Genomic DNA, 20,508 nt, shown 5'->3' on the forward strand with positions numbered 1-20,508 from the left:
GCAGATATGGGGGAGATGCATGGAGACGCCCGACACAACTCTCACACCGGCATCGCTGCCCGCGTTCGCCAGAGAGCTGTTCGACCACCTGCCGAGGGCCGACCAACGCCGTTGGGCACACATTTATCTGGAGGGCCTGCTCAATACACCGGGAAAGAAATCGGTACGACGCATTGCCGAAACGGTCTCGGGATCGCCCACCGCCCCCCAGTCGCTCCAGCAGTTCGTCAACGCGAGCCCGTGGGACTGGATGCCCGTCCGGGAGCAGCTCGCCCGCTGGGTCGAACGGCGCCTGCTCCCGCGGGCACTGGTGATCGACCAGGTCATCCTGCGCAAGCGCGGACAGCACTCCTGCGGGGTGCACCGCCGCTATCTGACGTCCACGGGGCGCTCGGTGACCTGCCAGGTGGGAGTCGGCGCCTTTCTGGCATCCGACGACGCCGCGGTCCCGGTGAACTGGAGCCTGTTCCTTCCCCGGGCGTGGACCGAGGACCCGATCCGGCGAGCGCGCACCCGCATCCCGGAGACGGCGCGGGCCCGGCCCTTCGCGTCGCACGCGCTGGAGCTGGCCGGCCACGCCGCCCGGCGCGCCCGGTCGAGGCCGCTGCCCGTGGTGGCCGACCTGGAGGGCACACCCGGGGCGAGCGATCTGATCGGCCGGCTCGACGGAAGCGGGCGCGAGTTCGTCGTCTCCGTGCCCGGCAAGCTCAGGATCGTCCCCGGCAGCGTCCGAATGGCGCACTGCCCGGTCACCCCTTCGTTCCTCGGACCGGTCCTGCCTGCCTACAGCCTTCATGAGCGTGATCCCGGCTTCCAGGTCCATACCGAGGAGGTGCCCCTGCCCGCCCACCTCGGCGCCGGCACCGTGACGTCCTGTTTAGTCCACGTACCCGAGACGGGGCCCGGGGCGGCGATGCGCACCTACCGGCTGCTCGTGGTCCGGAACACGGCGAAGGGCTGTCCCGCGCAACTGTGGCTCACCAACATGCTGGAGACCTCCACAAAGGACGTGCTCGACCTGGCGGCGTTGCTGCCCCGCACGGCGCGTGCTGTACGGGACATGGAGAAACAGGTCGGCCTGCTCGACTTCGAGGGGCGTTCCTATCCGGGGTGGCACCACCACATGACCCTGGTGTCGGCGGCCTACGCGCACCGCCTGCTCAGCTCCGTCGTCCCATGGGGCGGCGGTCACCCGCTGCCGCGCGAGCGGATGCTGGTGACCTGCGCGGGGGCCGAACCGTGAGCGTCCCGCCGTGTGGCCACCCGGCGGGGCTCAGGCTGCCCAGGGCGGCGATCGGGATGCCAGATCAGGAGGAAGGCCCCGATAAGGCCGAAGACGACCATGGCCTGAATCGTTCGCCCGGGGAGGCCGCTTCCTTCAGCGCGCCGGCTGCCGCGACCAGGGTCCGCGGGCGGGGCACGTGTCCGTTGAAGAAGAAGGACGGGGCGGGGGGTTCGGGGGACGCTGACCTGTTCCGTACATCGACTGGGGCAGGTATGTGCGCCAAGGCGTGCCGCCTTCCCTGAAGGAGAGTGGGGGATACGCGGCGAATGCTAAGGGCGCCGAGGCTTTTCCGGGGGGTGGCACCGGCAACTCAGCACTTTGGGAGAAGGTGTGGTGAAGGGTGAGGGCGACCTTCACGATGCCGATCATCCGGCCCCTTGGTACGCCTTGTCCGCCCAACATTTGAGCCCGGCAAGACTGCCCTCCATATGTCATAGGCATATGGAGGGCAGTGAAATCGGATGGCACACTCCGGGGGACGATCAGGCCGGACTCCTGCGAGCCGGACGGCGGCGGGGGCCTGGAGAGCACTTGCGCGCCCCGTACGGGCAGGAGCGGTGACAGCTCACAGGCCGGCCGGGGCGCGCAAGTGCGCGCCGATCGCCGTCGCCTCGTGCCGGCGGCGTACTCCTCCGCACGTGGCCTCCGCACTACTCCCGGGCACGGCGATCAGCACCGGCGGGTCCAGCGGGCTCGCCGGGCGGAGCACCACGTCTGCGGGCATCAGCAGCATCCCGGGCCTGACCGTGACGGGCCCGAGGCGTCCGACGGACAGGTTCTCCGGGCCTCCGCGTCCGCGGCCGGCCACGACCGAGGGGCTTCCGTAGGGGACGGAGGCGGCCATCAGATACCAGGTCCCCGGCTGGACGTCGCGCAGTTCGAACGGGCCGGGCCCGTCCATGATGGTGCACTGCGCGGGGATGCCCTGGGGGATGGGGCTCTCGAAGAGCCCGACGAACACCTGCCCAAGGGGCCGGTCGCCCGGCAGCACGATGCGGCCGTGCACGGAGAGCCCCTGAGCGGAACCGGAAGCACTTGCCAGTGACGTCGGCTGCGCGGTCACACTCCTGAAATTCCCGTCCAGTTCCCGGAATCTGCTCGGCGATAGTCCGACACACTCTTTGAACCGCGAGCTGAATGTCCCCACACTGCCGTATCCGACCTGGGCGCTGATATCCGCGACGCTGTGCTGGGTGCCGACCAGAAGGCGCTTCGCCTCCTGAATGCGGAGCGCGGACAGAAAGCGCCCCGGCGAAACGCCCGTCACCTCCCTGAACATCCGGGAGAAATGGAATTTGCTGAACTGTGCGGTCCTTGCCAGGTCGTCAGTAGTCAGGTCCTGGTCAAGACGTTCATGCATATAGTCGATGACCTGGAGGATTGCAATCTCCATGGAAGCGGTGGTCATGGGTAACCCCTTCGAAGGATTCAAGCGCGGGAACGGCCGGCGGGAACAGACTGCATCCTTTCCCTGTCCGAAAGTTCTTCAGCGAAGCGCCGCCAGGCGTCCGCACACTTCAGCGCGATTTCCGCAACGGTCTCCGTGCAGTGCGGCGGAATCGCGTCGACACGTTCTTTCCATGCCTTGTCCGTGAGGAAATGCCCGTGAAGCCAGCGCAGGAATTCCCGTCCGGCCTGCGAGTTCCGGAGGGACGGGTTGTTGCTCAGGATGCGCAGCCGGTCCCGGGCGGTGCGCGCCATCACGGGCCGCCCGCCGCAAAGCTGAGGGTCTCGCGCCGTGGGCACCCGGGGCGGGACCAGAGACGGCTGGGTCCGGGGGGCGTGCTCCTCCTCGTGTCCGCGCGCGCACTCCCCCGCGCTCTGCGGGGCGCCGCCGGACAGCGCCCCCGCCGTCCGCTCGCCGGGTTCCCGCTGTTCTCCGGGGTTGCTGCGCCTGGGTGTGGCGGCCTGGGCGCATGCGGCGGTGTCCGGCTCGGGCAGCCTGGCCGCGCCGCCGGCGTGGTCCGGCTCCGCCGCGCCAACCGCGGCGCGCCAGCGCACCTCGGCCACGACGTCGGCGTCAAGCCCGGTGTAGACGGCGAGGCTCAGGTCGGACATGGCGGGGAAGCTGTCGAGGATGCGTCGCACGGCGGCGCTGCGGTCGGCCAGCGTCAGAAGCAGGCCGTCGGCGGTATTCCGGGCGACCGACTGGATGAACGCCTCGGCTTCGGACCCGTCGAAGAACTGGGTGTCGACCGTGTCGAGTCCGAGCATTATTGCTGCCCTGACCCGGTGTATCCCGTCAATCACCCGCATGGACGGGCTGTGCACCAGAATCGGCGGCAGCGAAGGGTAGACATCAGCGAGGCGGCGCGCATGAGCTTCGTCGACCCCGTTGATACGCGGTGAATCCGCGACCACGAGGTCTTTCACGTACACGGACTGGGTGAAGTAAGGCGGTTGGTCCCTCATTCGTGCAGCGATTCCCTTCACGGATTCCTCCACTTTCCGAGCGAATCGTTCTGCCGGACGCCCCCGCTGACATCCGTATACGGGTGCCGACACCAGTCAGCCGGAGTGCGGTGGTCCAAGCGGGCGCATCATGGGGCATCCACTGCCTGGAGTGCATGACGATCTCTCTCCTTGCGACACCGGTCTCCACGCCACCGTTCCGACCGGGCGAAGCTAGAAGAATCGGATCACCTCTGGCAACGAATCGCGCTACTTCGGCTAGTTGCCGTTGTGGCGGTGTCCTTTGGTAGGGCACGCCGCGAGATGCACGCCTCTTGCCTCGGACGCAGCCTTGCCCAAAGCTGTGTGCGCATCAGACCCGCCATGCGGCCGTGGAGAAGGGGAACCATGTCTGACGGGACGACCGGAACCCGCTTGGACACAGCTGTGCGGCGGGCGCGGTCAGACCGCGCCCGCCGCAGTGGCGACCAGGAGCCCCTCAGAGCGCCCCGGAAATCTTCACCCCGTTCCTCCAGGCCCACCGTTCGCGGCCGGCGCCCCCGCGGTCCAGCCGCCGACCCGGCGGGCCGCCGAGAGCGCCGCCCAAGAGGCCAGCACGACCAGACCGGCGTCGTCCGGCCGGTCCCCGCGGTAGTCCTCGATGACACCGGCGTCGATCTGGTACGAGGCAAAGGCGACGAGCAGCGCGAGCCGGCCGGCCCGGCGGTCGGCCGGGGGCAGCGTCGCCAGCAGGGCGTCCAGCCAGCCACGGCCGAGTCCCCGGGGCGCACCGTCCCAGACCCTGAGTTCCCGGTCGAGCAGGTCCCGGACGCTCGGGGCGACCACCTGGCGGGCCGCCCGGTCCACCGCGCCGGCAGCCCGGGCGAATGCCTGCGCGATGTGCGGACTGGCCTGCGCCCAGTGGAGGTCGGCAGGCACCGGTTCCCACGGGAGCAGGGCGAGTGAGTCACCGGCCGCGCCGATCCTCCGGCTCGCGCCGCGGATCATGGCGCTGAGGACGCGCTGCACCATGCCGAGCCCGGCCCGGGGCGCACTGGCCGGCATCGGCGCGTCCTCCAGGAAGGTGTTGACCACCCGGTTGAGGTAGTGGAAGAGCACCGCCACACCGACATACTCGGGGGCCTCCCGCGCGGTGAACGGCGTGTGCGGGGCCTCGCCGTCGCGGGGGCGCAGGGATGCCGTCGTGGCCCAGTGCGCCGCCTCGCGCAGCCGCTCGTCGGCCACCTCCGTGAGGCGCCCTCCGACGATGGTCCGGGCGGCCTGGTCGCCTGCCAGGCCGCGCAGCGTGGCGCCGTGCACGGACACGCAGTAGGGACAGCTGTTCGCCGCCGAGACGCCCGCGGCGACCGCCTCGCGTACCGCGCGGTCGACCACGCCCGGGGCGATCAGGGCCTCCCGGAGCATCAGCCAGGCGCCGGTCATCAACTCGGGCGCGGGCGAGTGCAGCACCACCGGGGGCGCCAGCACGCCGAACTCCCGTTCCACCTGCCGGTACACCTCGGCCGTCGGACCGTCCGCGTCCCCGGGCCGCACCGGGGTGACGTAGCGGATCTGGGCGAGCGCGAGTCCGCGCATGGCGCGCGCGGTGACCGGGGCCATGCCGGTCATCCCAGGACCGTGCGTACGGCGGCCGCGGTGCCGCGCCGGGCCGCGCCTCCGCCGTCCGGCGCGGGTGCCCCGTAATGCACCTCGACGCCGCGTTCGCGCAGCGCGTGCACGATGCCGGGCACCGCCCGTTCGGCGAGTGCCGCGATGGTGAAGGCCGGGTTCACCGTGAGAGCCCCCGGTACGGCCGATCCGTCCGTGACGAAGATGCCCGGGTGCCCGCGCAGCTCGTGCCGGTCGTCGAGCGCGGAGGTCTCCGGGTCGTCGCCGATGCGGCACGAGGCGAGCGGGTGCACCGTGTACGCCCCGATCACGTCGTTGGTCCACGGCATCACCCGGGCCAGCCCGTTGTGTTCGAGGATGTCCCGGACCGCCGCGTCCGAGACCTCCCAGCCGCGCAGCGTGTTCTCGGTGGGCCGGTAGCGCAGGCTGCCGAAGCCGAGCAGCTGCTGAGAGAGCCGTTCCGAGTTGCCGGTGGGCGGCGGCGGGCCGAACACGCCCTCGTTGTCGTCCTCCGACATGGTGAAGACCGTCAGCCAGGACCGCCACTTGCGCAGCATCTCCTTCTTCTCCGGCCCGTACCAGCTGGGGCCCTTCGCATCCGGCACCTGGGCCAGGATGGTGCCGAAGCCCGGGGGAAAGTACAGCTGCTCCAGCGAGAACCGCTCGTACTCCGGCAGGTCCCCGTCGAGGCGGTCCCAGGACGCCACGACCGGTCCGCGGCCGATCTGGTAGGCGCCGTACGCGTTCGCCTCGTCGCGGGAGAGCCCGAGCAGTTCCCTTACCTTGTCGTCTTCGAGTACCGCGGTGTTGAGCCGTTCGCCATTGCCGGAGAAGTAGCGGCCGACCGCGTGCGGCATGCGACCCAGCTCGGGCTCCGAACGTTGCAGAATGACCGGGGTGGCCGCGGTGCCGGCGGCGAGGATCACGATCTTGGCGTCGATGGTGCCGGAGCCGGTCTGCTGCCGGTAGTCCACCTCGTCGATCGTGTTGTAGTGCACCCGGTAGTCGCCGGTGTCCAGCTTGGTGATCTTCTGCACCTCGTGCAGCGGCCTGATCTCGGCGCCGTGCGAGAGGGCGGCGGGCAGGTAGTTGAGGAGCAACGACCGCTTGGCGTCGAACCGGCAGCCGGACATCATCCAGTTGCAGTTGGTGCACAGGCTGGTGTCCACGGCGGACGGCGACGGATTCGCGGTGTGCCCGGCGGCCTTGCACGCGGCGGCGAAAACCCCGCCGATGTAGGGGACTTCGTCCCAAGAGGTGGGGGTGACCGGCAGGGCCTCGGCCACCCGGTCGTACCAGGGTTCGAGCGCGTCGCGGTCGATCGCGGCCGGCCACATCCGGCGGCCGATGGACCCGTGGCGCTCGAAGACGAAGCGCGGCGCACGCGGCATGGTGGCGAAGTAGACGACGCTGCCGCCACCCACGCAGTTGCCGCCGAGCACGCTCATCCCGTCGCCGACCACGAAGTCGAACACGCGGGTGGTCGAGGAGCCGAACTTGAAGTCGTGGTCGAATTCCTCGGAGTTCAGCCAGGGCCCGCGCTCCAGTACCGTCACCTTCGCTCCGCCGGCGGCGAGATGGTAGGCGGTGATCGAGCCGCCGAAGCCGCTGCCGACGATCAGGACGTCCGTGGTTTCGGTGGCATTCACACGGGGCTCCCAGTGGGATCGGTGTCGGGGTGCACGTCTGCGAGTGGGCGGCCGTAGGAGTAGGCGGGGAACCGCCACAGCCCGTCCTCGCCGGGCGGTGCGAAGCCGAGGGTGGCGAGACCCGGGTGCCCGGCCGCGATGGCGTCCGCGGTGTGCATGTGGGCGCCCGTGTCGAAGGCCATGAAGCTGAACATCGCCAGTCCGGCCCACATGGCGTGCTCCGGGTGGCCGGGCGCGAGCAGCTCGCCCACCAGCGCCAGCCGGTCGTCGTAGCCGAGGCCGACGAAGGGCTCGCGGTCTTCGGGCAGCCCGCACCCGGCGCGGTATGCGACAGCGTGTTCGTCGAGCATGCGGGCCAGGTCGTCGAGCGCCGGGGCCATGCCGCCTTCGGGTGTTTCGAGGACGTCGATCGCGCCCGCCGCCACTGCCCCGCCGCCCTGGCTCACCCCGGCCACGGCCCGGTCGTCCGGATGACGTTTCTCGCCGGGGATGATCGTGTCGGCGAATGCCTCAAGAACGGTGTTTCTCGATGGCGGGCATTCCGTTTCTGGCATGGCGGACTCCCTGGGACGCGGCGAATGCCGTGTGGCTGTCTGTGTCCGTGCGCTTGGATTCGTGCGGCGTGCTTGATTTTGGGTGGGTGCGGTAGGGAGCGCATCTCCGTGAATGCCGGTCGGGTTCCGCGCCGAAGGGTGGGTGGCACGCACCGGGCAACGGGCAAGAAGACGAATCACCGGGTTCCGCAACAGACTTGTTCCGCCACACATTGACCAGCCCGCGCAGGAACCGCCTTCCCGAGAGGACCGCATATGTCGAAATCACTTGACGTGTATTCGGATCTGGTGGCCGAGGGCGAGGAGATCGACGCGCTCCTCGACCATCTCACCGACGAGCAGTGGCAGTTGCCCACGCCCGCGCCGGGCTGGACCGTGGCCCACCAGGTCGCGCACCTTGCTTTCGTCTGCCATCTCGCCGCGACTTCCGCACGTGACCCGCAGCGCTTCGCGGAATACGCGACACAGGCCAAGAACGGTTTTCAGGCGGCGGTCGACGCGGCGCTCGCGCAGTTCCTGGCGGCAGGCCCCCAGGCGGCGCGGGCACGCTGGCGTGAGGAGCTGGCCGCCTCGGTGGCCGGACTCTCCGAGGCCGACCAGAAGGACACCGTGCCGTGGCTGGTCAACCCCCTGCCGCCGACCGTGCTCGCCGCGGCCGGACTGATGGAGGTCTTCGCACACGGCCAGGACATCGCCGACGCGCTCGGTGTACGCCGTGAGTACACGGACCGGGTGGGACACCTGGCCTGGTTCGGCGTACACACAAGGGACTTCGGATACCAGGCGCACGGCATGGAGCCGCCGCGCGAGGAGTTCCGCTTCGAGCTGACGGCCCCGTCCGGCGGCACCACATGGACCTTCGGACCGGAGGACGCCGAAGACCGGGTCACCGGCCCGGCCGCCGACTTCGCGCTGCTGGTCTCCCGTCGCCGGCACCACGCCGACCTGGCGATACGGACGGAGGGGGCCAGGGCCAAGGAGTGGCTGGGCATCGCCCAGGCGTACCGGGGCCCGGGCGGCGCGGGGCGGAAGCCGGGGCAGTTCGCGTCGTAGGGCCGGCCCTTTTATCGCATCCACCATGCGGCCATGCCCCGAGCCGCGCAGGTTGGCCCCTGCCGAAGAAACGGATAGAACTTCCCCGTTTCTCTGTCGCCTGCCTGACTGGGCGTCACCGTGACCTCCCGTCATCCTGGCCTTTCGTCAGCCGAGGATGAGCGGGAGCCGTGCCGCCAGGTCGCCGAGGTCGGCCGTCTGCGCGGGGGTCGGTGTGCTGCGGCCCGTGCCGGTCCGCAGTGCGTCGGCGTCGGTGAGCGAGGCGGGGAACGCGGCGCCCACGCTAAGGCGTGCCCCCCGGCCAGGCGAGGTCGTCCACGGCGAGGAACGGTTCGGTGGCCAGTGTCGCCGGGGTGGCCCCGGTGAACGCCATGACGTCGCGGTGCAGGTGGGACTGGTCGGCGTACCCGGCGTCGGCGGCCACCCGGGCCGGGCGCTCGCCCGCGACCAGGCGGTGCGCGGCGTGGTCGAAGCGGACCAGGGTCGCCGCGCGCTTGGGCGGCAGGCCGAGCTGGGAGCGGAAGCGGGACCACAGCCGCTTGCGGCTCCAGCCGACGTCGGCGGCGAGCTCCTCGACCCGGGGCAGCCCGTGGCCCTCGGTGAGCCTCCGCCAGGCCCGGGCCACCTCCGGGTCCACCGCCGCCCCGGCCGCGTACCGGCGGGTGATCAGGGCGTCCGCGAGCGCGAAGCGGGCCTGCCAGGACGGGGCTTCGCCGAGCTGCTCGCGGATCCGGGACCCCTCACGGCCCCACAGCGCGTCCAGCGGGACGACCGCGCCGTCGAGCTCGGAGGGCGGCACGCCGAGGACCGCGCGGGCGATCACCGGGGACAGCCGCACCTGCACACACTCGACGTTCTCCCCGCGCACCCGCACCGCTCCCCCGGCCCCGAGCCCGGGCCCGGCGACCAGGCAGCCGCGCTGCTGCTCGCCGGTGGCGCGGTCGAGTACGGGCGTCCCGGCGCCGAATTCGAGGAGCAGCGTGACCGCGGGGTGCGGGACCATACGCAGCGCGTCCAGGTCGAGGACGCCGAACCCGGCCATGGTGACTCCGGCCACCCGGCTCGGCCGCTGCGGACGGGCGACGTCCCACACAGCCGTACCGTGCGTGAACGTGTTCACCCCTCCATGCTACGAGTGCCAGCGCCCGCCGGAACATTCGTTCAATACGCGGGCGGGGCCGGTCGCGACAGTGGGGGCATGACTGCTTCCAGGACTACCGGGTCGTCGCTGCTCACGCTGGACGACGGCGACACCCTCCATGTGTGCCAGGACGGGCCGCGCGAGGCCCCCGTGCTCCTGCTGATCCACGGTTCGGCGTCCTCGGCCCGCTCGTGGGACGCGCTGGTGCCCCTGCTGGCGGCGCCCGGGACCCACCGCGTCGTACGGGTCGATCTGCTCGGGCACGGCGGGTCGGACAAGCCGGACGACGGCCGTTACGCGATCCCGGACCAGGCGCGGCGGGCCGGCGAGGTGCTGGACCGGCTCGGTGCCGGGCGGGCCGTGGTGGTGGGCCATTCCAGCGGCGGGGTGACCGCGACGGCCCTCGCCGAGGAGCGCCCCGAGCTGGTGTCCGGGCTGGTGCTCGTCAACACCGGGCCGAGCCTGGGCGCGTTCATCGCCACCGGCGCCGCCGGTCCCGTGCAGTGGCCGCCGAGCGACGAGCAGATCCGGCAGTTCGCGAGCACGGGCTTCAGCCGCCCCGGCTACCGGGTGCCGGACACGCTGCTGGGCGAGGTGCGCGCCATGACGCTGCACTCCTTCACGGCCACCATGGGGGCCACCCGCGCCCATCTGGAGGAGCGGGCGCTGCCGGAGCGCCTGGCGGTGCTCGGGAAGCCGCTGCTGGTGCTGTTCGGCGAGGACGACCGCCGCTGGCGCTCCTCGTCCGCCGCCGACTATGACGCCGTCCCGGGCGCCCGGGTGGAACTGCTGCCGGGTCTTGGGCACTCGCCCATCCTTGAGGACCCGCCCCGGGTCGCAGGCCCCCTGCTCGACTTCGCCGCGCTCCACGGCTGAGGGGAGGACGTCGTGCGGATTCTCGTCTCCGGGGCCGGGATCGCCGGTCCGGTGCTCGCCCACTGGCTCACCCGGTACGGCTTCGAGGTCACCGTCGTGGAGCGCGCCGAGGCGCTGCGCAGGACCGGCGGCCACGCGGTCGACCTGTTCCGGCCCGCCGTGGACATCTCGGAGCGGATGGGGGTGCTGCCGCGCATCGAGGAGCGGGCCACCGGCACGGACCGGCTGAGCGTCTTCCGGGAGGGTGCCCGGCGGCCCGTCCGGGCGGACCTCACCAAGATCTTCGGCGGCGCCTCCGACCGGCACGTCGAGGTCATGCGGGACGACCTGACGACGATCTACTACGACGCCACCCGCGACGACGTCGACTACCTCTTCGGCGACTCGGTCAGCTCGGTCGCCGCCGGCGGCGAGGTGACGTTCGAGCACGCCGCGCCCCGTCGCTTCGATCTCGTCGTCGGCGCGGACGGGCTGCACTCCACCGTGCGCCGCCTCGTCTTCGGCGCGGACGCGGGCCGCAGCTCCTTCCTCGGGGCCCACTTCGCGGTGCTGGGTCTGCCGAACGTCTCCGGCCTGGACGGGGAGTTGCTGATGCACGTCGGGGTCGGGCGCACCGCCGGTGCGTACGGGGCACGCCATCTGGACGACGCCCGGGTCCTGTTCCTGTTCCGGAGCGCGCGCGAACTCGACGGGGACCACCGGGACGTGCCCCATCAGAAGGAGCTGGTGCGCGGGGCGTTCGCCGGGCTGCATCCCCAGGTGGACGGGTGGCTGGAGGAGCTGGACCGTACGCAGGCGTTCTACTTCGACTCGATCAGCCAGCTGCGGATGGACGGCTGGTCGCGGGGGCGGGTGACGCTCGTCGGGGACGCGGGCTACTGCCCCGGTCCCGCGGTCGGCGGCAGCACCACGCTGGCCGTGGTCGGCGCGTACGTCCTGGCCGGGGAGCTGGCCCGCGCCGACGGCGACCACGAGCGGGCGTTCCCGGCGTACGAGCGGGTGATGGCGGAGCACGTACGCGGCAGCCGCGCCGTCGCGTCGAGCGCGGCGCGGACGCTGATCCCCACATCACGGCTGGGCGGCTGGGGCCTGGCCCAGGGCGCCCGCCTGGTCTCCGCCCTGCCGCCGGGCCCGGGCCGCGCACTGCTCCGCCTCACGACGCGCAGCGCGCGGCTCTACAACGCGATGGCCGTCGAGGACTACGCACCGGCCGCCGCCCACTGACGGCCGGCAGAGAAGCGGAATCCTCTACGGCCGGTCCAGCGCGGCCTCCACCTGGTCCATCACCCGCTGCCAGTGGGTTCGCTGCCGCTCGCGTTCCTCCGCGCTCGCCAGGTGTTCCTGGTGGAAGCGGAGCATCGTACGGGCGCCGTCGGCGGCCGGGGCCATGGCCACCTGGAGCGTGGTGGTGCCGTGGGTGACGCGGATGCGGTCGGCCGGGCGGTAGCCGCGCACCTCGCCGGTCACCCCGGCGGCCGTCCGGTAGGGCGCACCGCGCTCCGGAGTCAGCTCCGTGTCCGAGCCGAGCCAGAGGGCGAGTCCTTCCGGGCGGCTGATGAAGTCCCAGACGACGGACGGGGGGTGGGGCAGCGTGCGGGACACGCCGATCTGCCAGCCCGTGTCCCTGGTGAGTCCGGTGGGCATCGGTCATCCTTCCTCGGAGTGGCGGGCGCGCAGCGCCCTGACCTTGTGACGGTTGCCGCAGTGCTCCATCGAGCACCAGCGGCGGCGGCCGGGGCGCGAGGTGTCCACGTAGATCAGGTGGCAGTCCTCGGCGGCGCAGGTGCGGATGCGGTGCGCGTGGGCGCCGGTCAGCAGCTCGACGGCGTCTCGCGCGACGGTGGCGGCGAGCGCAGTCCCGCCTGGGTTGCCGGCCCACCGGCGGCTGCCGTCCGGGGCGATGGCGGGCGCCAGGGCGGGGCGGGCGGCGGCCTCGTTGATGACGGCCAGGTCGCCGGGCGGGTGCGGTTCGCCGCGCGTGTGGGCGATGACCACCCGGAACAGCGCGTCGCGCAGAAGCCGTACCGCGGCGACCTCCGCGGCGGAGACGGCCAGCTCGGGGGTGGGGGTCAGCCGGGAGCGTTCCGCCCAGGCGCGCACGTCGGCGGGCCGGTGCAGGACCTCGTACCGCTGGTAGGGGCCGGGGCCGCCGGTTGTCAGCAGCTCCAGGCACAGGGCACCCGGGTCGAACCGGTAGGTGGCCCCGGTGGTGGACCGCAGGGTCAGCCCCAAGGGCTCAGCATCCATGTAACCACTATAACCGGTTACCTATGACGCACGCCACAATCGCGCCATGTCACATCCGAGGGCCCCGCCCCCATCCCCTGGTTGTCAGCGACCGATGGAGGAAGGACCGATCATGAGCACGCAGCGGGAGACGCACCACATCGTGGTTCTGGGGGCCGGGTACGCGGGCATGGCCGCGGCCGTGCAGCTGGCGGCCCGGACCCGGAAGCGGGGGGACGCTGTGCGGGTGACCGTGGTGAACGCGAGGGAGCGGTTCACCGAGCGGATGCGGCTGCACATGGTGGCCGCCGGGCGTCCGCTCGACGCGATGAGCGTCCCGGAGATGCTGGAGGGCACGGGCGCGCGGTTCACGCGGGGCTGGGTGACGGCGGTGGACGCCGGAGCCAGGACCGTCCGCATCGACGACGAGCGCGTCCTGTCCTACGACACGCTGGTGTACGCGCTGGGCGGGGTCGCCGACACCGCTGCGGTGCCGGGCGCCGAGGACCACGCGTACACCCTGGGCAGCGCCGAGGACGCGCAGCTGCTCGCCGACCGGCTGAAGGCCCTCGAAGGCGGCCACGGCACCGTGGCCGTCGTCGGCACCGGGCTCACCGGCATCGAGTCGGCGGCGGAGATCGCCGAGCGGTACCCCCACCTCGACGTGGTCCTGCTCGGCGGCCAGGAGCCCGGCGCGACCATGAACGCCAGGGCGGCGGCGCATGTGCGGGCCGCGCTCGACCGGCTCGGCGTGCGGGTGCGCGGCGGCGCGGACGTGGTGAAGGTGCTCGCCGGTTCGGTGGAACTGGCGGACGGCGAGAGCATCGCGGCCGACGCGGTCCTGTGGACCGGCGGCACCCGGGTGGCCCCGCTGGCGGCCGCCGCCGGACTGGAGGTGGACGAGCGCGGACGCATCGTCACCGACCGGGCACTGCGTTCCGTTTCGCACCCCGAGGTGTACGCGGTCGGCGACGCGGCCGCGATCCGCCAGGGTTACGGGGTCATGCACGGGACCTGCCAGGGCGGCATGCCGACCGGGGTGCACGCGGCGCTGTCGATCGACCGGGTCCTCAGGGGCAAGCAGCCGAAGCCCTTCCGGTTCGGCTACTACCACACGCCGGTGAGCCTGGGCCGGGGCGACGCGGTCGTCCAGTTCACCCGGCCCGACGACAGCCCGCGCCGGATCTGCCTGGTGGGAGCGGTGGCCGTCCGGTACAAGGAGACCGTGACAGGCTCGCCCTGGCCGACGTACGGCCGTATGAAGAAGATGCCCGCGTCGGGCGCGTTCTGGCCGCGCGGAGGGCGCTTCACCCGCATCCGAGGAGACAAGTGACCGGCGCCGCCGACCGTTTCGACCATCCCGCTCAGCAGGTCTTCCTGGAATACCGGCGGCTGCTGTTCTCCGTGGCGTACCGCGTCCTCGGCACCGCCGCCGACGCCGAGGACGCCGTGCAGGACGCCTTGCTCAAGTGGTCCGCCGCCGACCGTTCGCAGGTGGCCGACCCCAAGGCGTACCTGACCCGGATCGTGACGAACCTGGCGCTCGAACGGCTGCGGTCCGCCCGGTACAAGCGGGAGACGTACGTCGGGCCGTGGCTGCCGGAGCCCATCCTGACCGGCGGCGGCCCCGCCGAGCCCGTCCCGGACGCCGAATCGGCCGCGCTGGGCGCCGAGTCGGTGTCGATGGCCATGCTGGTGGTGCTCGAAACGCTCAGTCCGCTGGAGCGCGCCGTGTTCGTGCTGAGGGAGGTGTTCGCCTTCAGCCACGCCGAGATCGCCGAGGCGGTGGAGCGTTCCGAGGCGGCGGTACGGCAGGCCGCGCACCGCGCCCGTGAGCATGTGCGGGCCCGGCGCCCGCGCTTCGAGGCGGACCGGGCGCGGCAGCGCGAGGTGGCGGAACGTTTCCACGCCGCCGCGACGGGCGGTGACGTCAACGCCCTCCTCGAACTCCTCTCCCCCGACGTCACCCTGTGGACCGACGGCGGCGGCAAGGTCCGCCAGGCGCTGCGCCCGGTGACCGGCGCGGCCACGGTGGCCGGCTGGTTCGCGGCGATCGGCACGGTCGCCTACCAGGGGGTCGAGCCGGCGGACATGAAGGCCGGACTCGTCGAGATCAACGGCGGTCCGGGCATGGTGTTCAGCGGCCCGGACCGCGTCATCGCCACGGTGACCTTCGACTTCGACGCGCGGGGGCGCATCACCGCGATCCACAACGTGGCCAACCCGGACAAGCTGCGGGCGGTCGCCGAGGGAGTCGCGTACGACATCGGGGCACGGTAGCCGTCGCCCTCGCCCGATCGGGTCGAAAACGGGCGGCACCGCTCCGCCTTCCGCATATGCCGGTGCGACGGCTACAAGATCGTCAACGAGTCGCCACCGGCTCGGCGGAGTGCGCCCCGGTATGTCATGGCGCCACGTCACCGACCCGGCCGGACCCCGGCCGTGTCCCCCAAGTCCCGCCCGGCCGCGCGACGCCGGGCTCGTACGAAGGAGATCCCGTGATCGCACAGGGCAAGCGGATTCTCGGCTCCCTGGCCATGGCATTCGCCGCCGCGGCCTCGCTGACCGTCGCCGTACCCGCAGGGTCCGCCTACGCCATCGACCACGTGGAGTGCGTCGGCGGCGCGGACTTCCTGAAGATCTACTCCCACCTCGACGGCCGTCAGAGCGTCGACTGCTACGCCAACGCGGGCAGGACCGACTTCGGCGGCTGGTGGGCCGACCGGATCGTCACCGGCAACAACGACCTCATCTACTACGACGTCAACGGGGACTCGGTCCGGATCAACCGCTGGACGGACATCACGTTCCCGAACAACCCGCCCCGGATCAAGAGCATCCAGATCCTCTGAGCGCCCGGAAGCGCACCACCGGTCACCGCCGTTCGTGAACGGCGGTGACCGTGGCCGTCAGACCACGTCGAACTCGTTGCCCTCCGGGTCCAGCATGGCGGTGGCGTAGAAGTCCATGTCCGGCAGCTCCCTGACCTCCGCCACCGTGGCACCGGCCCCGACCAGCTGCGCCACCGTGGCGTCGACCCGCCGCTTGCGGACCTCCAGCGGAACGGCCCGCCCCCCGCCGACCTTGAGGTCGAAGTGCCACCGGTTCTTGACCGCCTTCACCTCCGGAACCTTCTGGAACCACACCCGGGGCCCGCGCCCGGCCGGATCGATGATCGACTCCGGCAGATCCCCCGCCCCGGGCGGCAGCTCCTCCTCGGGCACCCCCATGTCCTCCCAGTAGGCGCGCCAGCTCGCATGCCCCTCCGGCGGCGGCTCGGGGACGTACCCCAGAGCCTCGCTCCAGAAGGCCACCATCCGCTGCGGATCGGCACAGTCGATCGTCATCTGCACGGTCATCTCGGGCGCCGTCTCGGTCTCCGTCTCCATGGCCGGAGCATCCCAGACGGGTCTGACAACGCAGCGCCTTGACCTCAAGTCCGCTTGAGATACGAGGCTTGCGCCATGGATACCGAAGAAGCGCGGCGACAGCTGCGCCACCTGACCGACCGTGCCGAGATCACCGACCTCCTGGACCGCTACCTCCATTCCCTGGACCACGGCGTCATTGACGACGAGTGGGCTCGCGCGTTCCACACCGAGGACGTCACCGCCGAGATGCCCCTGGGCACCGTCCACGGGCGCGATGCCGTGCTGGACCGCGTGCGTAAGGGCATGGCGCTGTTCGATCGGACCGTGCATTTCGGTACGAACAATGTCATCGAGGTCGACGGCGACCGGGCCACGGTTCGTGGCGCCCAGCTGAGCACCCATGTCCTCGCGGGCGGCCCGGACGACGTCTTCGTCTCCGCCGGGCACACGGAGACCGAGCTGGTCAGGACGGCGGACGGCTGGCGGGTCTCCGCCACCGCGCTGCGGATCGTATGGACACAGGGAACTCCGCCGCGCCTGCCGGCGGAATTCGCGCCAACCGCCGTCTGACCGACGCCCGGTGTGGCGGGGGTCACGGGAACCCGCCGCACCGGGCGGAGAGGTAGGGGTGTGAGATGTGATGATCAGGAAGACCGGGAGCGCATGCGCACACGCATCAGGGCGGGCGACCGTCAGGCGTTCGCCGTGCTCTACGAGGAGTACGCGCGGGCGGTCTACAACCATGCCTACCGGCTGACGGGCGACTGGTCGACGGCCGAGGAGGTCATGTCCGAGACCTTCCTCGCCGCTTGGCGCACCCGGCAATCCGTCGAGCCGGAAGGCGAATCGCTGCTGCCGTGGCTGCTCGGCATCGCCACGAACAAGGCGCGCAACGCCAACCGGGGCACCGGCCGGCGCCTCGCCTTTCTGGCCCGGCGCCCCGCCCCCGAGCCCGTCGCCGACATCGCTGACGCCGCGGCCGGGCAGGTGGACGACGCCCGGCGGCTCGCCGCGGTCCGGCAGGCGCTGGACGGGCTGCGCCGCCAGGACCGCGAGGTGCTGGCCCTCTGCGTCTGGTCGGGCCTCGACTACGCGGAGGCCGCCGAGGCGCTCGGCGTGCCGGTGGGCACGGTGCGGTCGCGGCTGTCCCGCGCGCGGGAACGGCTGAGGCGGCTCACGGACGAGCGGCTGGCCAGGGAACGGAAACGGAACGACAACGCCGGGGAACCCCGCCCCCGTCGCGGAGAGGTACAGGGCAGGGCCGCGTTCGTGGCCCTGCCCCTTCAGGAGGAAGCCCGATGAACGACCGTGCCTCCGGCCCCACCTGGGCCGAACGCGAGGAACTGGCCCGGCTGCTGCCGGCCCCGGCCGAACGGGACCTGCCTCCGGGGCGCCATCTCCACCACAAGGAAACCCTGATGCAGCTGATCGACCAGGACGGCGACCGCACCACCGCCCGCCCCAGGCCCCGCCTCCTGCGCCCCGCCGTCCTGCTGCCCGCCGCCGGACTGGCCCTGGGCGGGATCCTGTTCACGACCCTCGCCGTGACCGGCCGGGACGAGGCCCCCCGCACCGCCGCCACGGCCGCGGCCCCGCGCGGCGCGACCGTGCTGCTGGACCGGATCGCCACGGTCGCGTCGGAGAGCGACGCGATCGAGGTCACCGACGCCCAGTTCGTGTACGTCAGGACGTTGCAGGCCGCGAACACGGGCGCGTTCGGCGGTCCGGTGAAGCTGGGGAAGCCCGGTGAGCGCGAGGTCTGGATGGCGCAGAAGTCCGGGCCGGTGATCGACGAGGGGCTGATCCACGAGGACGGCAAGTACTTCCCGATCGAGGTCGGCGTCCCGGACGGCGAGAAGCCCGTCGGCTACCCGGCGGGCCTCAACCGGCCCACGTACACCTGGCTCGCCTCCCTGCCCACCGACCCTGACGCCCTGCTCCGCAGGCTCGCCACCGAGATCACCGCGGACCAGGACGCGCGGAACACCCCGGCCGACGAACGGGACCCGGACCAGGACGCCTTCGAGGCCATCGGCGGGCTGCTGCGGGAGACCCTGATGCCGCCGAGGACCGCGGCCGCCCTGTACAAGGCCGCGGCGCGGATTCCCGGCGTGAGCGTGGACTCCGACGCGGTGGACGCGGCCGGGCGGCACGGCATAGGCGTGGCCCGCGACGACGAGCGCGCCGGCTGGCGCACCGCCTGGGTCTTCGACGCGAAGACCCTGGCGTACCTGGGCGAGCGGACCTACCTCATCCGGGACACCTCCATGGGCCGGAAGGGCACCGTCACGAACACGTCGGCGGTCCTGGAACGCGCGGTGGTGGACGCCCTCCGCGAGAAGCCGTCGACCACCGCCCGACCGGCCGGGCTGCCCGTAGCCTGACGGCATGACAGACGCGGTACGGGGAAGAGGCGAGGCGGCCCCCTGGCGTCCCGAGGGGGAACCGGGCGAGGCGCCCCTCGCCGTCCCGAACGCGCTCGGCGCGCTGTGGGCGGTCCGGCACGGGCAGAGCACCGCCAACGTCGCCTTCGCCGAGGCGGGCGCGGCGCCCCTGGAAGGACGCGACCGCGACGTACCGCTGTCCGGCCTCGGACAGGCACAGGCGCGGGCGCTCGGGCGCTGGCTCGTGGAGTACGCCGGTGAGCTGGACCTCGTCGTCTGCTCGCCGTACGTCCGGGCTCGGCAGACCTGGCAGGCGATGGCCGGGTACGCGGCCGGTGAGGGCGTCGCTCCGCTTCCGCTTCTGGTGGACGAGCGGCTGCGGGACCGGGAGATGGGCGTCTTCGAGCTGTACCCCCCGGCCGCGCTGGCGGCGCGGGACCCGGAGGAGGCCGCCCGCCGGGAACGGCTGGGCGAGTGGTTCTACCGCCCGCCCGGCGGGGAATCGCTCGCCGATGTCGCCCTGCGGGTGCGCGGGTTCCTCGCCGGTCTGGAGCGGGCCGCGCCCGGGCGGCGGGTGTTGCTCGTCGCCCATGACGCGGCGGTCGTCGCCGTCCGCTTCGCCCTGGCGGGCCTCGGCGCCTCGGCTCCCGAGGACGTGCCGCCGGTGCCCAACGCCTCGCTGTCCCACTGGCAGGGCGACGGCCACCGCCTGAGCCTGCGGCTCTGGGGCGGGACCGCGCACCTCGCTCAGGAAGGGGACACGACCGCGTGACGGGCGACGATGTGCTGGAGATCCTGGACCTGCTGCGGGCGGCCGGTGCGGAGGTGTGGGTCGGCGGGGGCTGGGGCATCGACGCCCTGGTGGGGCGGCAGACCCGGGAGCACCGGGATCTGGACCTGATGCACCGCCTGGAGCAGGAGCCGGCGGTCGTCGCCGCTCTCGCCGCGGCCGGGTTCGCGGAAACACTCGACTGGCGGCCCGTACGGTTCGTCGTGTCGGACCAGGCGGAGCGTCAGATCGATCTGCACCCTCTCTCGTTCGGCCCGGACGGGAGCGCCCTCCAGGAGTCGCTGGAGCCGGGGAAGCCGTTCGTCTATCCGGCGGACTGCTTCGTCACGGGCAGCGTCGGGGGCCGTACCGTGCCCTGCCTGTCCGCCGCACAGCAGGTGTACTTCCACCAGGGGTACGAGCCCAGGGAGCGGGATCTCCACGACATGGCCCGGCTCCGCGAGACGTTCGGTATCGGCACGCACTTCTGATCCTGGAGCGCGGTACGACCACCGGCAAAAGCGCGCAGGAGAAGCGCTCGAAGGCGACTTGAGGATCGCTCGTGAAGCTTCCCGGCGCACTGGGTGAAACGCCCGTACGCGCGAGGCCGGGTGTTTGAATGGCCTTGATCAGTACGGTATTCGACCCAGGGGGGGCGAACTCCGCCATGCGGAAGTCATATTACGCAGCACACGTTTACATGATCGTCGGAGTGATCTCGGGGCTTTTCTACCGGGAGTTCACGAAAATCAAGGACTTTCACGGCGATACCCAGCTGGCGCTCATGCACACCCACCTTCTCGCGCTGGGCATGCTCGTCTTCCTGATCGTCCTCGGCCTGGACAAGGTCTTCGGGCTGTCCGGCTCGAAGCTGTTCACCGCGTTCTTCTGGTTCTACAACATCGGCATCGCCATCTCGACGGCGATGATGGGCGTCCACGGCATCCTGACGGTGCTCGGCCGCGACGAGGACCACATCGCGGAGGCCGTGCCGCTGACCGCCGGGCTCGGGCACATCCTGCTGACCGTGGGGCTCATCCTGCTCTTCGTCCTGCTCGGACAGCGCGTCAACGAGCACGTCAAGGCGGACGCCACGCCGAAGGAGCCGACGGCGGAGGCGGCGAGCGCCGTCTGAGCTCGCACCTGGGGGCCTCGATTATTACGGCGTAATAATCGAGGC

22 protein-coding genes and 1 pseudogene are annotated in these 20,508 nt (G+C 71.8%); 13 read left to right on the forward strand and 10 right to left on the reverse strand.

Annotated elements, in window-relative coordinates; translation table 11 throughout:
- Nucleotides 1-19 precede the first annotated feature (19 nt).
- A complete protein-coding gene (locus OHS17_RS33190) occupies nt 20-1,243 on the forward strand; it encodes an IS701 family transposase (protein WP_330315513.1) in 1,224 nt (407 codons plus the stop codon).
- Nucleotides 1,244-1,850: 607 nt separating this feature from the next.
- On the opposite strand, the gene OHS17_RS33195 is transcribed toward OHS17_RS33190, so the two are convergent.
- The 5 genes from OHS17_RS33195 to OHS17_RS33215 form a co-directional block, all read right to left on the reverse strand.
- A complete protein-coding gene (locus OHS17_RS33195) occupies nt 1,851-2,693 on the reverse strand; it encodes an AraC family transcriptional regulator (RefSeq protein ID WP_330315514.1) in 843 nt (280 codons plus the stop codon).
- A gap of 20 nt (nt 2,694-2,713) precedes the next feature.
- A complete protein-coding gene (locus OHS17_RS33200; RefSeq protein WP_330315515.1) occupies nt 2,714-3,718 on the reverse strand; it encodes a ParB/RepB/Spo0J family partition protein in 1,005 nt (334 codons plus the stop codon).
- 477 nt (nt 3,719-4,195) lie between these two features.
- On the reverse strand, nt 4,196-5,305 hold the full coding sequence (locus OHS17_RS33205) for a carboxymuconolactone decarboxylase family protein (RefSeq protein WP_330315516.1): 1,110 nt from the start codon (nt 5,303-5,305) through the stop codon (nt 4,196-4,198).
- Nucleotides 5,302-6,954 (reverse strand): GMC family oxidoreductase, encoded by a 1,653-nt coding sequence (locus OHS17_RS33210; RefSeq protein WP_330315517.1) that lies wholly within the window; start codon nt 6,952-6,954, stop codon nt 5,302-5,304. The genes OHS17_RS33205 and OHS17_RS33210 overlap by 4 nt, the downstream gene beginning before the upstream one ends.
- Complete coding sequence (locus OHS17_RS33215) at nt 6,951-7,508, reverse strand: DUF5987 family protein (protein WP_203598802.1); 558 nt, start codon at nt 7,506-7,508, stop codon at nt 6,951-6,953. The genes OHS17_RS33210 and OHS17_RS33215 overlap by 4 nt, the downstream gene beginning before the upstream one ends.
- Nucleotides 7,509-7,763: 255 nt before the next feature.
- Here OHS17_RS33215 and OHS17_RS33220 point away from each other — a divergent pair, with 255 nt between their 5' ends.
- Nucleotides 7,764-8,561 (forward strand): TIGR03084 family metal-binding protein, encoded by a 798-nt coding sequence (locus OHS17_RS33220; protein WP_026171893.1) that lies wholly within the window; start codon nt 7,764-7,766, stop codon nt 8,559-8,561.
- Between the two features lie 147 nt (nt 8,562-8,708).
- Here OHS17_RS33220 and OHS17_RS33225 read toward each other — a convergent pair.
- Both OHS17_RS33225 and OHS17_RS33230 read right to left on the reverse strand, forming a co-directional pair.
- Nucleotides 8,709-8,840: pseudogene (locus tag OHS17_RS33225) on the reverse strand (maleylpyruvate isomerase N-terminal domain-containing protein); the annotation flags it as partial.
- A 4-nt stretch (nt 8,841-8,844) separates the two neighbouring features.
- Nucleotides 8,845-9,681: a helix-turn-helix domain-containing protein gene (locus OHS17_RS33230; protein WP_330315518.1), complete on the reverse strand. Its 837-nt coding sequence runs from the start codon at nt 9,679-9,681 to the stop codon at nt 8,845-8,847.
- A 78-nt stretch (nt 9,682-9,759) separates the two neighbouring features.
- Between OHS17_RS33230 and OHS17_RS33235 the strand changes: the two genes are divergently transcribed.
- Both OHS17_RS33235 and OHS17_RS33240 read left to right on the forward strand, forming a co-directional pair.
- Nucleotides 9,760-10,578, forward strand: a complete 819-nt coding sequence (locus tag OHS17_RS33235; protein WP_330315519.1) for an alpha/beta fold hydrolase — start codon at nt 9,760-9,762, stop codon at nt 10,576-10,578.
- A gap of 12 nt (nt 10,579-10,590) precedes the next feature.
- A complete protein-coding gene (locus OHS17_RS33240; RefSeq protein ID WP_330315520.1) occupies nt 10,591-11,802 on the forward strand; it encodes an FAD-dependent monooxygenase in 1,212 nt (403 codons plus the stop codon).
- A 24-nt stretch (nt 11,803-11,826) separates the two neighbouring features.
- Here OHS17_RS33240 and OHS17_RS33245 read toward each other — a convergent pair whose 3' ends face one another.
- Together OHS17_RS33245 and OHS17_RS33250 are read right to left on the reverse strand one after the other, a co-directional pair.
- Entirely contained in the window at nt 11,827-12,222 is a 396-nt protein-coding gene (locus tag OHS17_RS33245; protein ID WP_330315521.1) for an SRPBCC family protein, read from the reverse strand.
- A 3-nt stretch (nt 12,223-12,225) separates the two neighbouring features.
- Nucleotides 12,226-12,825 (reverse strand): CGNR zinc finger domain-containing protein, encoded by a 600-nt coding sequence (locus OHS17_RS33250; RefSeq protein ID WP_330315522.1) that lies wholly within the window; start codon nt 12,823-12,825, stop codon nt 12,226-12,228.
- 112 nt (nt 12,826-12,937) lie between these two features.
- Between OHS17_RS33250 and OHS17_RS33255 the strand changes: the two genes are divergently transcribed.
- From OHS17_RS33255 to OHS17_RS33265, 3 genes are all read left to right on the forward strand, one after another.
- Nucleotides 12,938-14,137, forward strand: coding sequence for an NAD(P)/FAD-dependent oxidoreductase (locus tag OHS17_RS33255; RefSeq protein ID WP_330315523.1), 1,200 nt, complete (start codon nt 12,938-12,940; stop codon nt 14,135-14,137).
- On the forward strand, nt 14,134-15,084 hold the full coding sequence (locus tag OHS17_RS33260; RefSeq protein ID WP_330315524.1) for an RNA polymerase sigma-70 factor: 951 nt from the start codon (nt 14,134-14,136) through the stop codon (nt 15,082-15,084). The genes OHS17_RS33255 and OHS17_RS33260 overlap by 4 nt, the downstream gene beginning before the upstream one ends.
- A gap of 218 nt (nt 15,085-15,302) precedes the next feature.
- Complete coding sequence (locus OHS17_RS33265) at nt 15,303-15,656, forward strand: beta/gamma crystallin domain-containing protein (RefSeq protein ID WP_330315525.1); 354 nt, start codon at nt 15,303-15,305, stop codon at nt 15,654-15,656.
- Nucleotides 15,657-15,713: 57 nt separating this feature from the next.
- Here the strand turns inward: OHS17_RS33265 and OHS17_RS33270 are convergent, their stop codons facing one another.
- Nucleotides 15,714-16,193 (reverse strand): VOC family protein, encoded by a 480-nt coding sequence (locus tag OHS17_RS33270; protein ID WP_330315526.1) that lies wholly within the window; start codon nt 16,191-16,193, stop codon nt 15,714-15,716.
- Nucleotides 16,194-16,268: 75 nt separating this feature from the next.
- Between OHS17_RS33270 and OHS17_RS33275 the strand changes: the two genes are divergently transcribed.
- From OHS17_RS33275 to OHS17_RS33300, 6 genes are all read left to right on the forward strand, one after another.
- Nucleotides 16,269-16,745 (forward strand): nuclear transport factor 2 family protein, encoded by a 477-nt coding sequence (locus tag OHS17_RS33275; protein ID WP_330315527.1) that lies wholly within the window; start codon nt 16,269-16,271, stop codon nt 16,743-16,745.
- Between the two features lie 93 nt (nt 16,746-16,838).
- Entirely contained in the window at nt 16,839-17,477 is a 639-nt protein-coding gene (locus OHS17_RS33280; protein WP_330315528.1) for an RNA polymerase sigma factor, read from the forward strand.
- Nucleotides 17,474-18,559, forward strand: a complete 1,086-nt coding sequence (locus tag OHS17_RS33285) for a CU044_5270 family protein (protein ID WP_330315529.1) — start codon at nt 17,474-17,476, stop codon at nt 18,557-18,559. Before OHS17_RS33280 ends, OHS17_RS33285 begins: the two co-directional genes overlap by 4 nt.
- 4 nt (nt 18,560-18,563) lie before the next feature.
- Nucleotides 18,564-19,331, forward strand: a complete 768-nt coding sequence (locus tag OHS17_RS33290; RefSeq protein ID WP_330315530.1) for a histidine phosphatase family protein — start codon at nt 18,564-18,566, stop codon at nt 19,329-19,331.
- On the forward strand, nt 19,328-19,819 hold the full coding sequence (locus OHS17_RS33295) for a nucleotidyltransferase domain-containing protein (RefSeq protein ID WP_161209580.1): 492 nt from the start codon (nt 19,328-19,330) through the stop codon (nt 19,817-19,819). The genes OHS17_RS33290 and OHS17_RS33295 overlap by 4 nt, the downstream gene beginning before the upstream one ends.
- A 176-nt stretch (nt 19,820-19,995) precedes the next feature.
- Nucleotides 19,996-20,463 (forward strand): DUF2871 domain-containing protein, encoded by a 468-nt coding sequence (locus tag OHS17_RS33300; RefSeq protein ID WP_330315531.1) that lies wholly within the window; start codon nt 19,996-19,998, stop codon nt 20,461-20,463.
- Nucleotides 20,464-20,508 lie beyond the last annotated feature (45 nt).

The organism is Streptomyces sp. NBC_00523 (assembly GCF_036346615.1).
In the GTDB taxonomy this organism is placed as follows: Bacteria; Actinomycetota; Actinomycetes; order Streptomycetales; family Streptomycetaceae; genus Streptomyces.

Coding starts and splice junctions, on each gene's coding strand:
- OHS17_RS33190 (WP_330315513.1), top strand. CDS start 20: ATGGAGACGCCCGACACAACTCTCACACCGGCATCGCTGCCCGCGTTC.
- OHS17_RS33195 (WP_330315514.1), bottom strand. CDS start 2,693: ATGACCACCGCTTCCATGGAGATTGCAATCCTCCAGGTCATCGACTAT.
- OHS17_RS33205 (WP_330315516.1), bottom strand. CDS start 5,305: ATGACCGGCATGGCCCCGGTCACCGCGCGCGCCATGCGCGGACTCGCG.
- OHS17_RS33215 (WP_203598802.1), bottom strand. CDS start 7,508: ATGCCAGAAACGGAATGCCCGCCATCGAGAAACACCGTTCTTGAGGCA.
- OHS17_RS33220 (WP_026171893.1), top strand. CDS start 7,764: ATGTCGAAATCACTTGACGTGTATTCGGATCTGGTGGCCGAGGGCGAG.
- OHS17_RS33235 (WP_330315519.1), top strand. CDS start 9,760: ATGACTGCTTCCAGGACTACCGGGTCGTCGCTGCTCACGCTGGACGAC.
- OHS17_RS33245 (WP_330315521.1), bottom strand. CDS start 12,222: ATGCCCACCGGACTCACCAGGGACACGGGCTGGCAGATCGGCGTGTCC.
- OHS17_RS33250 (WP_330315522.1), bottom strand. CDS start 12,825: ATGGATGCTGAGCCCTTGGGGCTGACCCTGCGGTCCACCACCGGGGCC.
- OHS17_RS33255 (WP_330315523.1), top strand. CDS start 12,938: ATGAGCACGCAGCGGGAGACGCACCACATCGTGGTTCTGGGGGCCGGG.
- OHS17_RS33270 (WP_330315526.1), bottom strand. CDS start 16,193: ATGGAGACGGAGACCGAGACGGCGCCCGAGATGACCGTGCAGATGACG.
- OHS17_RS33275 (WP_330315527.1), top strand. CDS start 16,269: ATGGATACCGAAGAAGCGCGGCGACAGCTGCGCCACCTGACCGACCGT.
- OHS17_RS33280 (WP_330315528.1), top strand. CDS start 16,839: ATGCGCACACGCATCAGGGCGGGCGACCGTCAGGCGTTCGCCGTGCTC.
- OHS17_RS33285 (WP_330315529.1), top strand. CDS start 17,474: ATGAACGACCGTGCCTCCGGCCCCACCTGGGCCGAACGCGAGGAACTG.
- OHS17_RS33290 (WP_330315530.1), top strand. CDS start 18,564: ATGACAGACGCGGTACGGGGAAGAGGCGAGGCGGCCCCCTGGCGTCCC.
- OHS17_RS33300 (WP_330315531.1), top strand. CDS start 19,996: ATGCGGAAGTCATATTACGCAGCACACGTTTACATGATCGTCGGAGTG.